Origin of the sequence: Hymenobacter sp. H14-R3 (genome assembly GCF_030063445.1) — a bacterium.
Classification (GTDB): domain Bacteria; phylum Bacteroidota; class Bacteroidia; order Cytophagales; family Hymenobacteraceae; genus Hymenobacter.
Map to the genome: position 1 here is coordinate 47,151 of NZ_JASITD010000019.1, position 13,605 is coordinate 60,755.

Consider the following 13,605-nt stretch of genomic DNA (forward strand, 5'->3'; position numbering starts at 1 on the left):
AGGTATTTGGTAGGGCAAAGGTAGGGCGGGCGGGCCAAACGGCAAGGCGGGGAACATCGGGCGGCCGCCAGTAGTTTAAAAGGCGCTTATGGCCCGTCGTCCTTCCTCCCGCACTATTCTTCCGCCTGCCTCGCGCCGCGTTGTGGCGGCGCTGCTTATTGCGGCGGGTATCTTATTGGTAATCGCGCAGTTACTACGTATTTACGTGCTGTTTGCGGAGTGGCAGAAGCTGGGGGTGCTGGGGGCGATGCCCCTGGCGGGCGTGCTGCTGGGCCTGGCGGCGGGGGCGCTCACCAGCTACGTGGGCTGGCGCGTGGGCAAGGCCGGCGGCCCGGCGTAGCGCGGATAACCCGGCGGCCGGCCGCACCTTTGCGGTATTATGTCTTCTCCGCTCCGCATTTCTATCCCGAAAGCTAACCTGGCCACCGCCACGCGCCTGGCCGACCTGGGCCGCCAAACGTTTAGCGAGACGTTTGCGGCCACCAACACGCCCGCCGATATGGCCGCGTACCTGGCCACCGCCTATAGCCCCGAGCTACAGCTGGCGCAGCTGCAAGACCCGGCCGCCACCTACCTGCTGGCCGAAATGCAGGGGCAGGCCGTGGGCTACGCCCTGCTGGCGCAGCATTCTACCCTGGGGCTGGCCCCCGAGGCCAACGCCCGGCAGCTCGAAATCAAGCAACTCTACATTGTGGAGGACTGGATAGGCACCGGCCTGGGCAAAGCCCTCATGCGCCGGGCGCTCGACATTGCGCAGGCTGATAACTGCACCGCCGTGGTGCTGGGCGTGTGGGAGCACAACGAGCGGGCCAAGGCCTTTTACCAGCGCTTTGGCTTCCGGGAAGTTGGGGAGATGGAATTTAAGCTGGGCGACGATGTGCAGCGCGACCTCATCTACCGCAAGGGCCTGGCCGGGCGTGCGGGCTAGTACTTTTGGCTATGCAGGCACCCCAGGCAATTGCTCAAACTACGTGGCGCGGGCTGCTGGCGCTGCTACTGGGCCTGGCGGCCTGCCAGCCCCAGCCCGATGCCGCCCAGGCGGTAGCGGCGGCCCCGCCCACGGGCCACTTTGCGGGCACGGTGCAGGTAGCCGGCCGGCCGGCGCTGCGCGCCGCCCTGGAGGTGCGCCACCCGCGCCCCGGCCACTACAGCGCCGAGCTGGTGCTACCCGAGCAGCCCGCCCTGAGTTTTGTGGCTGACAGCCTGACCTTTGTGAGCGACACCCTGCGCCTGGCGCGGCCCGGCCAGCCGGGCCAGGCGCTGGCGCTGGGCCGGCAGGGCGACTTCTGGCGCGGCACACTGCTGCTCGATTCGGTGCGCTACCCGGTGCTGCTGGTGCGGCGTGGCGAGCCCGAGCCGGCCGTGTACCAAGTGCGGCGCGACGAGGTGGCCGGCACCCACGGCCCGGCCCTGCTCTTCAGCCCCGCCGATGAGAGCCTGCCGGGCCTGGCGCTGGCGTTTTTCCCCACCCGGGCCTCGGCCCCCGCCGCCCCCGCCTGGGCCGATGCCCTGGCCCGACAGGGCCACACCGTGCTGCTGCTACCCCCCGCCGACACCCTGGCCGCCCCAGCGCTGGCTAATGCCCTGGCCCTGCTGCGCCGCACGGCGGGCGTCGATACGGCCCGCGTAGGGGCCTGGGTGGGCGGCTGGGCCGCCGGCCAGCTCCCACTGCTGCTGGCCGAAAGCCCGGCTGCGCGGCCCGCGTTTGTAGTGGTGCAGGATGCGCCCTCCCCTCCCCTGGCCACCCGCGCCGCCTGGCGGGAGCTGGCGCAGGGCGGGCAGTTGCTGGCTATTTATGACCCCGCCCAGCCCCGGGCGGCGGTGGCGGCGCTGCGGACTGCGGTGGGTGCTCAGCGGGTGCGTCAGGCCCCGACGGCTAGCTTGCAAAGTCAGGTAATTGATTGGTTGCGCGAGCGGTAGCGTGGACTCTGCGAGTCCACGCTACTGCCTGGCCGCGTATCGTTCATCGTTCCCACGCGCGGGCTCGCAGCGCCCACGCTACACCAGCAGCAGGCCCTTTTCGCGCAGTAGCTGCCAGGCGGGGCTTTGCAGGAAATTTTCCCAGGGGCCGGCGGTGAGTGGGAAGCTGGCGCCAGCTTCTTTGAGCAGCACTTTGGTGTCGTAGTCGGTGCTGAGGCGCAGCAGCAGCTCGTGCAGCCAGGGGCCAATGGCCTCGGTGGTTTTTACCTCGAAGTCTTCGGCCTGCTCGTAGCAGGTGAGGATGGCGCGGGTAGTTTTTTTGTCTTTGGGGCCGTTGCCATCGCTGGTTTTGAAGCTCAGCTCGGGCGGGTTGCCGAGCCAGAAGAGGCGGCGATTGGGCTGGGCACCATCGGGCTTATCAACCTCATTCAGAGCTTGCTGGATGAGCTGCCGGGGCACCGTGGCGCGGGGCGTTTTGAAATCGAACCAGAAGCTGAGGGGCTCGCGCAGGGCCACGCCGTGCATGAAGTTATACAGCGACTTGGCCAGGCCGGGGCCGAAGGTTTCGTGGTCGGCGCCCTGGGGGTCGTCGTGCCAGAGGTCGTTCCAGGCGAAGGGGCCGGGCTCGGGGCCGGTGGCCACCACCTGGTACTTGGCGGGGTTCTTCCCCACGGGCGAATGGGCCGTCATGGAGAAGCGGTGCCAGTAGCCGCTTTGTACAATGCCGGATTCGAAGAGCTGCCGCACAACTTCCAGCGAATCAACGGTTTCCTGGGCAGTTTGGGTGGGGAAGCCGTACATGAGGTAGGCGTGCACCAGCACCCCGGCCGCCGTAAAACCCTGCGTGACGCGCGCCACCTGGGCAATGGTAACGCCCTTTTCCATGAGGGCCAGCAGCCTATCGGAAGCCACTTCGAGGCCGCCGCTGATGGCGATGCAGCCCGAGGCGGCCAGCAGCCGGCAGAGGTCAGGGGTGAAGGTTTTTTCGAACCGGATGTTACCCCACCAGCTGATGCTGACGCGGCGCTTGAGCAGCTCCACAGCCAGGTCGCGCAGGGCCAGGGGCGGCGCGGCCTCGTCCACGAAGTGGAAGCCGGTCTGGCCGGTCTGGGCCACTATCTGCTCGATTCTATCGACCAGCAGGGTGGCGGGCGCGGTTTCGTAACGGCCTATGTAGTCGAGGGTTACGTCGCAGAACGAGCAACGCTTCCAGTAGCAGCCGTGGGCGATGGTGAGCTTGTTCCAGCGGCCATCGCTCCAGAGGCGGTGCATGGGGTTCAGCACTTCGATAACCGACAGATAATCACCAAGATGTAAATCGGAGTAATCGGGCGTGCCTACCTCGGGGTGCGGCACATCGGGGTGCGGGTAGTTGATGTACTCGACCGCGCCGGCCTCGTTGCGCAGGAAGGTGCGCTGCAACAACTGCCGTTTGTCATCCTGAGCGCAGCGCAGGACCTTAGCGCCGTTGTGGTCGTCAGGAGCTAATGCAGCAACATTGTGTTCTGGCGTGACAAGATGCTTCGCGGGCTCAGCACGACAGGCTAAGTACTCAAACAGCCGCAGCCACGGCCCTTCGCCGTCATCCAGGGTGAGGTAGTCGATGTAGTCGAAAAAGCGTGGCTCCTTGAGGCCGCGCAGCTCGGTGTTGGGGTAGCCGCCGCCCATTACGGTCACGGCCTGGGGGCGCACCGCTTTGAGGCGCTGGGCCAGGCGCAGGGCAGCGTAGAGGTTGCCGGGAAAGGGCACGGTAAATCCCACTATATCAGGGCTTTCTACTAGCAGCAGCTCATCCAGCAGCTCAAGCAGCATGGTGTCTACCAGATTGGGGGCGGCTTGCAGGGCGGCGTGCAGGGGGTCGAAGTGGGTGGCCGACATGGCCAGGGACTCCGCATAGCGGGAGAGGCCAAACTGCGGGCCCACGGTTTCCTTCACCAGGTCGGCGATGTCCTCTAGGTAGAGCGTGGCCAGGTGGCGGGCCTGGTCGGTGAGGCCCATGGTGCCAAAGGCCGTTTCGAGGTCGGCCACGTTGTCGAAGCGGCTGGCTTCGGGCAAAAACCGGCCGTGGCAGATGCGCGGGGCCAGCGTGAGGTCCTTGTTTTGCAAAAACCGGATGGTGGGCCCAATGGTGGCCTCGTAGCGGTGGCGCAGGCGCAGCATCCGCTGGGCGTTGTCGCTGAGGGTGTAGCTGCCGGCCGCTATCTCATCGAACACCCGCACCAGGCCCGCCTTAGAGAACAGCCTCAGCACCAAGTCGATGCTCAGGTCTACTTGCCGCACCGCGAAGCCCCGGCCCACCAGAAAGCCCTTGATGTAGGCAGTGGCCGGGTAGGGCGTGTTGAGCTGCGTGAGCGGCGGCGTAATGAGCAGGAGGCGGGGCGAAGAACTAGGCACGGGACTACAAACCTACGCGGGCGGGTAAGGGTTCGGGCCGGGCGGGCGGCTTTGGCCGCGCTAATCCAGCGTTTGCTCGCCGCCGCCGTTCACGAACAGCACCTGGCCGCTGACCCAGCTCGACACTGGGGCCGCGAAATAGAGCACCGCGCCGGCAATGTCATCTACCTCGCCCAGGCGGGCCAACGGCGTGTGGGCCAGCATGCGCTTCTCGATTTCGGGCGTGAGCACTGTGGCCAGCGCGCCGGTGCGCACCGCCCCCGGCCCAATGGCATTGAGCCGAATGACGGGGCCGTAGTCGAAGGCCAGGTTGCGGGTCATGTGGTTGATAGCGGCCTTCGACGAGGCGTAGGCACTGATGGCCGGGCTATGGTTGATGCTGGCCATCGACGACATATTGATGATGGAGCCGTAGCCGGCCGCCCGCATGTGGGGGGCGCACAGCTGGCACAAGCGCCACATACTGAATACGTTCAGCTCAAATACTCGCGCAAACTGCTCAACCGTAATCTGGTCGGGGCCTTCCTTGCCCGCGCCGCCGCCACCCACGTTGTTGACCAGAATGTGCAGGCCGCCAAACTCGGCCAGGGTCTGGTCTACGAGGCTGACTAGGTCTTCGTCTTTAGTTACGTTGCAGGCCACGGCCAGCGCCTTGCCGCCCGCCTGGGTGATGGCGTCGGCCGTGCGCCGGGCATCTTCCAGCTTGAGGTCGGCCACTACTACCTGGGCCCCAAAATTGGCCAGCATGAGGCAGCTGGCCTGGCCGATGCCATTGGCCCCGCCGGTAACGATGGCAGTTTTGCCGGTCAGGTCAAATAATTCAGCAGGTTTCATACGCGTGAGGATTTAGGATTGTGGAAAAGGAAAGAACGCTCATGCTTCATTGCGCTCAGCATGAGCATATTAGGAGTAAGCGAATAGTTATTTCTGCTTCATCAGGTACTCGGCTACGGCTTCGTAGGCGGGCAGGGAGGTGGGGTCGTTGGCGGCGTTGGCGGCCACGGGGTGCGAAGCCAGGCGCACGAGCACCATCTCGGCGGCGGGGTCGATGTAGATGGTCTGGCCATACACGCCGCGAGCGGCGAAGGCACCGTGCGCGTTCTCCGTCATCCACCACATATCGCGGTACGACCAGCCTTTCAGCTCCGGGTGGCCCGACTTGGCGAAGGCCGCCTTGCTGCCGCCCTTGCGGATGTCCTGCACGGTGGCGGCGGGCAGCAGTTGCTGGCCCTGGTAGCGGCCCTCGTTGCGAATCAGCTCGCCGAAGCGGGCCAGGTCGCGCAGGCCGGCGTTCAGGCCGCCCCCGGCAAAGGGCGTCCCCAGGCCATCAACCTGATAAAAAGCCGCTTGCTCGGCCCCGATTTTGCGCCAGACGCGCTCCGACAGCAGCTCGGCCACCGATTGGCCCGAGGCGCGCGCAATAATCCAGCCCAGGGCGTCGGCGTTGATGGTGCGGTAGCCGAAAGCCTCGCCGTGCTGGCCCTGCTTCTTCACGGTTTCGAGGTAGGCGTAGTAACCGTTGGGGCCAGTATAGCCTTGCGGCTTGAAAGGGTTGCCGGCCGCCGAAAACTGCCACACCTCGGCCTTGGGGTCGGCGTATTCTTCACTGTATTTCAAGCCGGTGGTCATGTCCATTACCTGGCGCACGGTGGCGTCGCCGAAGCCCGATTTTTGCAGCTCGGGCATGTAAGAAGCCACGGTGCGGGTTTCGTCGAGCTTGCCTTCGGCTACCAGCATGGCGGCCAGCGTGCCGGTGAAGGACTTGGTGAGCGACATCACCGCGTGCACATCGGTGGGCGTGAGGGCCCCGAAATAGCGCTCGTACACGATTTTGCCCCGGTGCATAATCAGCATCCCGTCGGTATAGTTTTCGGCCAGCGAGGCCTGCCAGGTCATGGGCTTGGCAGCGCCCCAGGGCTGAAACGTGAGCGCGTCGATGCGCTCCGTATCCAGGGCCGTGGGCAGCGGCCCCGGCGCCCCCAGGCCTGCCGGCACGTTGACGCTGGGCAGCATCTGGCGCATGTGCACCACGCTCCAGCGTAGCGCCGGAAACTGCATAAACGAGCCATCCTCCACGCGCAGCACCTTGCTGGGCGGGGGCGGAAAGCCCTGCATCCAGCCCATTTTCAGGGGGTCGCTCTCGGCGGCCGAGAGGTACTTTTTAGGCGCATTCTGCGCGGCGGCATCCGGCATGGCAACAATAGCTACTAGTGCCGCGGCCAACACGTTGCGCGCAGCTTTCGGGTACGAAAGAGAACAATAAGTCATCATGATGGCCGGGTTGAGCGCTCGCCGGCAAAGCGATTTTAGCATTCCAAATTCTTAAAAATACACGGCGTGAAACACGGCCAGCGGGGCGCGGCGGCCCACGTTCAGCAGGAGCGTGTCGCCCCGCACGGTGTAGTTGTCGGTTTGGTTGAGCACCTGCAAAAACGCGGGCTCCTGGCTGGGGCCGGGGCAGGCTTTTAGGGTAGTGAGCAAATTGGTGAAGCGCAGGCGCTGCGGGCCAGCTTGCAGCTCATAGCTGCCATTGAGCACGTTGCAGCCGCCGAAGCCCGCCACGCGGCTACTGTCCTTGAGCATGAAATACGCCTCGCGCTCCTGGTCGGGGGCCATGGTCACGGGCTGGCCTTCCAGCGTCACCAGCTTCCAGTACTTGTTGGTGATGCCTTCGGGGCGCGGGGCAGTAGCGGCGGCGGGCGTTTTGTGGGTGGTTTCGCAGCCCGCCAGCACGGCGGGTGCAAGCAGCAGGGCAAGCAGGGCGTTTTTCATAGCTAAACAATACGTTGCTAGGTAGTTGGCAGTTACTAGTTGTCCGTTGCTAGTGCCGGGTAAAACCCAAACCCAGCAACGGACAACTACTTATAGGTAAGCTATTTAGGCGTATCAGCTACCTCGGTACGTCGAGTAGCCAAAGGCCGACAGCGTAATCGGCACGTGGTAGTGTGCCCCGTCGGTGAGCTCAAACACCACTTCGATGAAGGGGTAAAAGGAGGTTTGCTGCTGCGCCGCGAAGTAGGGCTTGGTGAGGAAGGTGAGCTTGTAGATGCCGGTATTGGGCGTTTTCTGGCCGGCGGTGGGCAGGAAATCGCCGATGCGGCCGGCAGCATCGGTTTGCTTTTCGGCCACCGCGGCCCAGGTCTTTTTGGCGGCATCGTATTTTTCGAGGCGCACCGTAACGCCGGGCGCGGGCATGCCGCGGCCAATGTCGAGAATATGGGTGCTAAGCTGGTAGGCGGGCGGCGTTTGCTGGGCAAAGCCCAGCAGGGGCAGTAGGCTCAGGAGAGCAATAAACAGGGTCTTCATACAAAAAAATAAAAGGGATAAAAATCAGTGAAAGAGTACGTTACGGAGTAGTAATGCCGGCTTCGGGCAGGGAGGCGGCGCGGCCGATGAGGTCATCGTTTTCGGCCCCGCCGCCGCCGGCCACGCCCACCGCCCCAATTACCTGGCCCTGGTAGCGCAGCGGCACGCCGCCGCCCAGCAGCAGCAATTCGGGCAGGTTGGCCAGGTTCTGGGTGTCGGGGTTGGCGCGGGCATTGCGGCCCAGCAGCAGGGTCGGCGTTTTGGTAGAGAGGGCGGTGTAGGCTTTGCGGCGGGCGGCCTCGGTGTTGTGGGGGCCCACGCCGTCGCCCTGCGTCAGCAAAATGGTTTGCCCGCTGGCATCTACTACGGCCACCGATACCTGCTGGTTGAGGGTGGCCGCCTTGGCGCGGGCCCGCGCGGCCAGCTCCAGGGCGGCGGCCAGGGTGAGGCGGGCGGTGGGGGCCAGGTAAGTGGTGGGGGCCGCCGGCCGGGTGGCCTGGGCCGCTACTGCGCCCGGCAGCAACAGCGCCCCCAGCAGACCTAAAACTAATTTTTTCAAAAGGAAGTACTATTAATGAAGATAAAATGAATTCGTGAGGATACGTAAAGCCGGTGCCAATGGACGGAAGCGCGTATTTATCTAGCTGATTACCACTAATAAACCTACTCTTCCGGCTTAGTACGGTGGCTTTGGCGGCTGGCGCGCGCGTGGGCCAATAACCTGCCCCCGGAAGCACCGGGCCAGGCCGCGCAACCAGCGGGCTCACCAGCCTGTTTGCTATGTATCTTTTTGATATTCAGCTCCCTACCGAGATGCTTATGGCTACCCAGCTTACGCAGCTTGAGGCGGCCCGCCGGCACTTGCGCACCAAGCCCCTGGTAAATGAGCTGGCACGCGGGGTGGCTACCACCCAGCCCATGCCGAGCAAGGTGGTGCTTTAACCAGGCTGACCGCGAAGAGCAATCGGCCCGGGGCCTGCGGCTACGTATGGCCACCTACTCAGGTAGTTAAGAGGCTCTTCCAATGCCTGTTGGCAGCTCACCCAACGCCTGTTGGGGTAGGCTCTAAGCTAGTGGCTAGCAATATTTTGATTATCAATAGCTTACTGCTGATGCACTAGCAAACCGCTTTTACGTAAATCCTGCTCAAACAAGCTCTTATCCTTTTCGCCCGCTCCCTTGTATGCAGCTGACTACCGAACAATACCTGGAAATAACTGCCAGTGAGGCGTTTATTCGCCGGGCGGCCGAGCTTGACCTGCCTTTTATGCTGAAGGGCAGCTACGTGACGCGGCAGTACTTTGCCGACCCGCTCGACCGCCAGCCAATGGACCTGGACTGGGTGTACATAGGGGGTCACCTGGAGGGCGTGCCCGAAGCCCGCGTGCTGTTCAACGACTGGGTGACCCGCGTGACGGAGCTACCCGCCGCCGACGCGGCGATGTTTCGGAGCTTTCAGCAAAATGCCTTTTGGCGGGGCATTGACTACGCGATGGCCGACGACTTTCCCACCATCAACACCGACCTGCAGTGCGGGGTGCCAGACGCGGCGGGCCAGCCGCAACGCGTGCACCTGCGCCTCGATGTGTCGTTCAACCTGCCGTTTGACCTGTCCAGCGAGTGCCTGGTTTACCGGCCCCTGGAGGGCGAGCCGTTTCTGATTGGGCACACCACGCCCCTAGCGCTGCAAGTGGCCTGGAAGCTGCACCAAACCCTGGTGCGGCCCCGCCCGAAAGACTTGTTTGACCTGGTGCCCCTGCTGCGCCACGCCAACTTTACCCCCGCCGTGCGCGGGCAGGCCCTGGAAGCCCTGCAGCAAGAGTGCCGCGCCGATGGCACCGACCCCGGCCGCCTCCACTACCTGCTGGCCGGCGACCTGGCCCCCCTCTTCACCGAGCAACAGCCGGAAAAAGCCTGGCAGCATTGGCGGCACAACGAGCCGGCCGATGGCCCTGGACTGGGCTACGGTGGCGACCAGGCTCACTACATTACCAACGCCGACAACCTGCCCACCACCCTGGCCGGCTTTGTGCTGGAAGTGCGCGCCGCGCTAAGCCACGCGGGCTTCGGGCCGGGGGCACTGCCCCCGCCCCGCCCCGCCCGCACCGATGCCAGCGCCAGCCGCAAGCCCGTGTCGGATAAACGCCGCGAATTCTTAGATAACCGACTGGATTTCATGGACTAAGCAATAGCATTGCCAGGCGCGTAGCGCGGGCTTTGCAGTCCGCGCCCCTGCGCTAGTGCAGGTACCTACGGGCTGGCCGGCTGACGAAGGCGCGCCAGAATGCCGCCTCCGTCAGCCGGCCCGTGCTTATCCCTTAAACGCACAGAGGCCCAACGGCCGGGGGCCGCCGGGCCAATCGGCTACAAATAACTTATTTGGCGGGCTAGAAGCTCTTGTCCTGCACGCGCTTGCGAATCAGGTCTTTAAGGTCGTTCATCTTGTTGACTTCCTGGGCTTTCAGGCGCTGCCAAAACTGCTTGGCGTCTTCGGCCCCGCCCTTTTCGGCGTTGGCAATGCACTGGTCGTAGCGCTATAGCGCGTCGAGGCGGGGGCTGAGGTCGTAAATCAGGTCGTGCACGTGGTTGGGCAGGCCCTGGGTTTCGCCAATGTGCTACTCGGCATGTTTATTCAAATGAGGCTTGATAAACAAGGGTTTAGGGTGAAATACTGAAGAGCTACGCAGGCGCGCGGCCGCTGGTGCAGTTAGTTGCTAGCCGCATCGGCCCGCACTAGGTGCAGGTCCTGGGCCCAGCGCTGAATTTCGGGGGCGTGGCGGTGCACGTAGGCGGCCAGCTTATCGGCCTGCTGGCTGGCAAAGTAGCAGTCGGCCAATGCGTAGAAACACAGCTTGTACTCGGTGAGCAGTGGGGCGCGCTCGGCAGCCGGCGTGCCCAGGTTGCTGATGCAGCCACGCAGGCGGGTGAGGGCGGTGAGCAGGGTGCCTTCGGCCGCCGGCATTTCGCCGAGGCGGGCCAGGGCGGCGCTTTGCCCGCGGCTGGCCGTGGCGTAGTGGCGCACCAGTAGCGCAGCCTGCGGCGTGAGCGGCCGGCCGGGGCTGGCCGCCGGCTCCAGGCCCGTAACCACGGCCGCGTACTGGCCCGCCGCCTGCTGGTACTGGCCGTGCGAAAGGGCGACCTCCGCCTGCCCCAGACAAATTTGACTTTCGGTGTAGCTCATAGTATTTAGCTGGTAGCTGGTAGCTACTAGCTTTGGTAAAAGACGAGGCGAGGGAAGCAAAAACAAAAAGCTAACAGCTACTAGCCATCAACTAACAGCTTGACTAAAAAGGCACTACCACCTTCACGCTCAGGTTGCGGCCGGGGCTGAAGATGCCTAGCTGGCCACTGGGTGAGGCGGTATAGTACTCGAAGTACTTGAGGCGGTTGAGGTGGGCCTGGTAGGCCACGTTGAAAAGGTTGTCGCCTTGCAGCACCAGCTGCACGGCCTCGCGGCCGCCCTTGGTACGCAGGCTGGTGCCCACGCCCAGGCCGCAGAGCACGTAGCCGGGGGTGCGGGTTTCGGCCCCGTCCACGGCATAGAAGCGGTTTTGGGCGGCCGTGGCATCCACTGTAAAGCGTAAGTAGCTGGCCGTGAAGGGGGTACTAGTCCGTTCGGGCGCGGTGAAGCGGATTTCGGAGCGCGACGACGGGGCCGGAATGAGGGGCAGGTAGCGGCCGGCAGTGCCCACAAGCGCGCGCAATTCGGGGTTTTGGTTGAGGCCGATGACCAGGGCCGCGCCGGTGCGCAGGCTCACCCAGGGCAGGGCCGTGGGATGAATATTGAACGCTACCTCGCCGCCATAGAGGTCGGCCGCCGCCTGCTGAAACTGGTAGGTCGAGTTGCCCACCGGGTCGCGCAGGGGCTGGCCCTGGGCGTCGTACTGCTTGGCCTGGTAGATGAAGTTGTTGACGTGGTTGTAAAAGGCCTCCACACTGCCCTCAAAATCGGGCGACTTATACAGCAGGCCGATGTCTTCCTGCACGTTGAACTCGGGGGTGAAGCCGGGGTTGCCCAGGTACACGATGTGCGCGCCGGGGTCGAGGCCGTTGGAGCCGATTTCGGGCACGTTGGGGGCGCGGTAGCCGCGGGCAATGTTGGCCCGCAGCACCAGCTTTTCGCCCAAGGGGTAGCTGCCACCCAGGCTGGCCGACACGCCCGTGTAGGTGCGGCTGAAGTCCGTAAATTTTAAGATGGCATCGGGTGCGCCCGGCCCCACGGCCTGGTCGAAGCCGTTGGCTGGGTTGGGCCCCGCGTAGAAGTTGTTCCAGCGCACGTGGCGAGTGTCGTAGCGCAGGCCACCGGTTAGCTCCAGAGCCCCGAACGCCTTTTTTACCAGCCCGAAGCCACCCAAATCAAACAGCCGGTACGGTGGAATCGGGAAGGTGGTGGCATTCAAGTGGCGGTTGTCCTGGTTCATGCCGTTGGCCCCCACCGTAAACTCATAGCCCTTAACGGCATCGAAAAGGTAGCGCGCCTGGTAGTTCACGGTCGTCAGCTGCAGGTCGAGGCCCGGCTGGGTGGGGTCGGTGGGATGGTTGAACTCCTGGCGGTGGTTTTGCTGCACGCCCAGCAGCGCCCGCAGCTCGCCCGGCCCAAAGCGCACCTCCGTGGTGCCGAAGGCCCGGTAGTGCTGAATGCGCTGGCGCGAGTTGCCGATGCCGTAGCTATTCAGCTCGTGGTCGCTCACCAATGGCCGGTCCTTGATGTCGTCGGCATTGGCCTCAAACACCTGCCGGGTAAAGCGCCGGCTTAGCGAGTCGCGGCTGCCGTCGGGTATCTCCTGGCGGTCGTCGTAGGTCGATAGCCAGAGGTGCGCGCCGCCCCACTGCTTGCGCACACCCACCATGCCGGTCACCTGCACTTCGCGGAAGCCGGTGCTGTACACCAGGCCATCCACGGGGTTGCGGTAGTCGTGGGCCTGGCGGCGGCTGCCGCGCAGGCTGGCCTGAAAGCCATTCTTCTGGTAGTTGAAAGCCAGGGAGTTACCAATCAGGCCATTCACGCCCTGGTACTCGGCCAGCGCCTCGCCGTGCAGCTCGCCGTCGGCCCCGCGGGGCAGCGCCGGAATGAGGTTGACCACGCCGGCCACGGCATCGGAGCCGTAGAGCAGGCTGGCCGGGCCCTTCACCACTTCCACGCGGTCTACGCCGTAGCCATCTACCTCAATGCCGTGCTCGTCGCCCCACTGCTGGCCTTCCTGGCGCAGGCCGTTGAACATGGTGAGCACCCGATTGTAGCCCAGCCCCCGAATAAAGGGCTTGCTGATGTTGGGCCCCGAGGTAACGGCCGACAAACCCGGAATGCCGCGCACCGCCGCATCAATGGCATTGGAGTTGGCGTTGAGGCGGATTTCCTTGCCCGACATGGCCGCGATGGGCACCGGCGAGCGCCGGATTTCGGTGGCCCGGCCCACGCCCGTTATCACCACTTCGGCCAGCGCCTTGCCCTCAGCTTTCATTCTGATAATTAAAGCTTTAGCTGCCGGAATCGTAACGGCAGCCGTAGTAGTGGCGTAGCCCACGGCGCTCACTTGCACCTGCTGCGCGCCGGCCGGCAGGCCGGGCAGGCTAAAGCGGCCGTTGTCGTCGGCCGTGGTGCCCTGGGTGAGGACCGGCACGGCCACGCTGGCAAAGGGCACCGGCCGGCCGTCGGCATCCAGCACCTGGCCACGCAGGCTCGGGGCCTGGGCACGCACTAGAAAGGGGATAAGTAACAGTAAAAGAAGAAATTGCTTCATAAAATACGTAAATTGAAAAGGCAAGACGTAACCGATAGCCAGCTGAAAAGCCGCTCGAAAAAAAGAGTCCGTAGCAGGAAAGTGAAGGGTAGGGGCTACCCACAACCAGCGCTAGTGAGTAGCGCGAGTTAGCCCCGGCTGAGCCGGGCCCCGAGGGTCAGATAAGTGTGTAAAGCTTTGTGCCATAAGCAATTGCGGGCTATCTACTTAGTTTGCACAAGGCAACAGTTTTTCCGTCCCTGCA

General features: G+C 64.2%; 13 protein-coding genes. 5 read left to right on the top strand and 8 right to left on the bottom strand.

What is annotated here, in order from left to right; translation table 11 throughout:
* Nucleotides 1-88: 88 nt before the first annotated feature.
* From QMK33_RS16600 to QMK33_RS16610, 3 genes are read left to right on the top strand one after another with little or no spacing between them, the layout of a single operon-like run.
* On the top strand, nucleotides 89-340 hold the full coding sequence (locus QMK33_RS16600) for a hypothetical protein (RefSeq protein WP_283565738.1): 252 nt from the start codon (nucleotides 89-91) through the stop codon (nucleotides 338-340).
* Nucleotides 341-379: 39 nt separating this feature from the next.
* Nucleotides 380-928, top strand: a complete 549-nt coding sequence (locus QMK33_RS16605; protein ID WP_283565739.1) for a GNAT family N-acetyltransferase — start codon at nucleotides 380-382, stop codon at nucleotides 926-928.
* 11 nt (nucleotides 929-939) lie between these two features.
* Entirely contained in the window at nucleotides 940-1,920 is a 981-nt protein-coding gene (locus QMK33_RS16610; protein ID WP_283565740.1) for a hypothetical protein, read from the top strand.
* A 78-nt stretch (nucleotides 1,921-1,998) separates the two neighbouring features.
* On the opposite strand, the gene QMK33_RS16615 is transcribed toward QMK33_RS16610, so the two are convergent.
* The 6 genes from QMK33_RS16615 to QMK33_RS16640 all read right to left on the bottom strand — a co-directional run bounded on the left by QMK33_RS16615 (nucleotide 1,999) and on the right by QMK33_RS16640 (nucleotide 8,179).
* Nucleotides 1,999-4,314, bottom strand: coding sequence for a B12-binding domain-containing radical SAM protein (locus QMK33_RS16615; RefSeq protein ID WP_283565741.1), 2,316 nt, complete (start codon nucleotides 4,312-4,314; stop codon nucleotides 1,999-2,001).
* Nucleotides 4,315-4,374: 60 nt separating this feature from the next.
* Entirely contained in the window at nucleotides 4,375-5,148 is a 774-nt protein-coding gene (locus tag QMK33_RS16620) for a glucose 1-dehydrogenase (RefSeq protein WP_283565742.1), read from the bottom strand.
* A gap of 87 nt (nucleotides 5,149-5,235) precedes the next feature.
* Nucleotides 5,236-6,507, bottom strand: a complete 1,272-nt coding sequence (locus tag QMK33_RS16625; protein WP_283565743.1) for a serine hydrolase domain-containing protein — start codon at nucleotides 6,505-6,507, stop codon at nucleotides 5,236-5,238.
* A gap of 129 nt (nucleotides 6,508-6,636) precedes the next feature.
* Nucleotides 6,637-7,086: an META domain-containing protein gene (locus tag QMK33_RS16630; RefSeq protein ID WP_283565744.1), complete on the bottom strand. Its 450-nt coding sequence runs from the start codon at nucleotides 7,084-7,086 to the stop codon at nucleotides 6,637-6,639.
* A 114-nt stretch (nucleotides 7,087-7,200) separates the two neighbouring features.
* A complete protein-coding gene (gene uraH, locus QMK33_RS16635) occupies nucleotides 7,201-7,620 on the bottom strand; it encodes a hydroxyisourate hydrolase (RefSeq protein WP_283565745.1) in 420 nt (139 codons plus the stop codon).
* A gap of 40 nt (nucleotides 7,621-7,660) precedes the next feature.
* On the bottom strand, nucleotides 7,661-8,179 hold the full coding sequence (locus QMK33_RS16640) for a heme-binding protein (RefSeq protein ID WP_283565746.1): 519 nt from the start codon (nucleotides 8,177-8,179) through the stop codon (nucleotides 7,661-7,663).
* Nucleotides 8,180-8,439: 260 nt separating this feature from the next.
* Between QMK33_RS16640 and QMK33_RS16645 the strand changes: the two genes are divergently transcribed.
* Nucleotides 8,440-8,562 carry a hypothetical protein gene (locus QMK33_RS16645; protein ID WP_283565747.1) on the top strand — a complete coding sequence of 41 codons (123 nt, stop codon included), beginning with the start codon at nucleotides 8,440-8,442 and terminating at the stop codon, nucleotides 8,560-8,562.
* Nucleotides 8,563-8,803: 241 nt separating this feature from the next.
* A complete protein-coding gene (locus tag QMK33_RS16650) occupies nucleotides 8,804-9,805 on the top strand; it encodes a nucleotidyl transferase AbiEii/AbiGii toxin family protein (protein ID WP_283565748.1) in 1,002 nt (333 codons plus the stop codon).
* A 522-nt stretch (nucleotides 9,806-10,327) separates the two neighbouring features.
* Here the strand turns inward: QMK33_RS16650 and QMK33_RS16655 are convergent.
* Together QMK33_RS16655 and QMK33_RS16660 are read right to left on the bottom strand one after the other, a co-directional pair.
* Nucleotides 10,328-10,801 carry a hypothetical protein gene (locus QMK33_RS16655; protein WP_283565749.1) on the bottom strand — a complete coding sequence of 158 codons (474 nt, stop codon included), beginning with the start codon at nucleotides 10,799-10,801 and terminating at the stop codon, nucleotides 10,328-10,330.
* Between the two features lie 103 nt (nucleotides 10,802-10,904).
* Nucleotides 10,905-13,361, bottom strand: coding sequence for a TonB-dependent receptor (locus QMK33_RS16660; RefSeq protein WP_283565750.1), 2,457 nt, complete (start codon nucleotides 13,359-13,361; stop codon nucleotides 10,905-10,907).
* Nucleotides 13,362-13,605 lie beyond the last annotated feature (244 nt).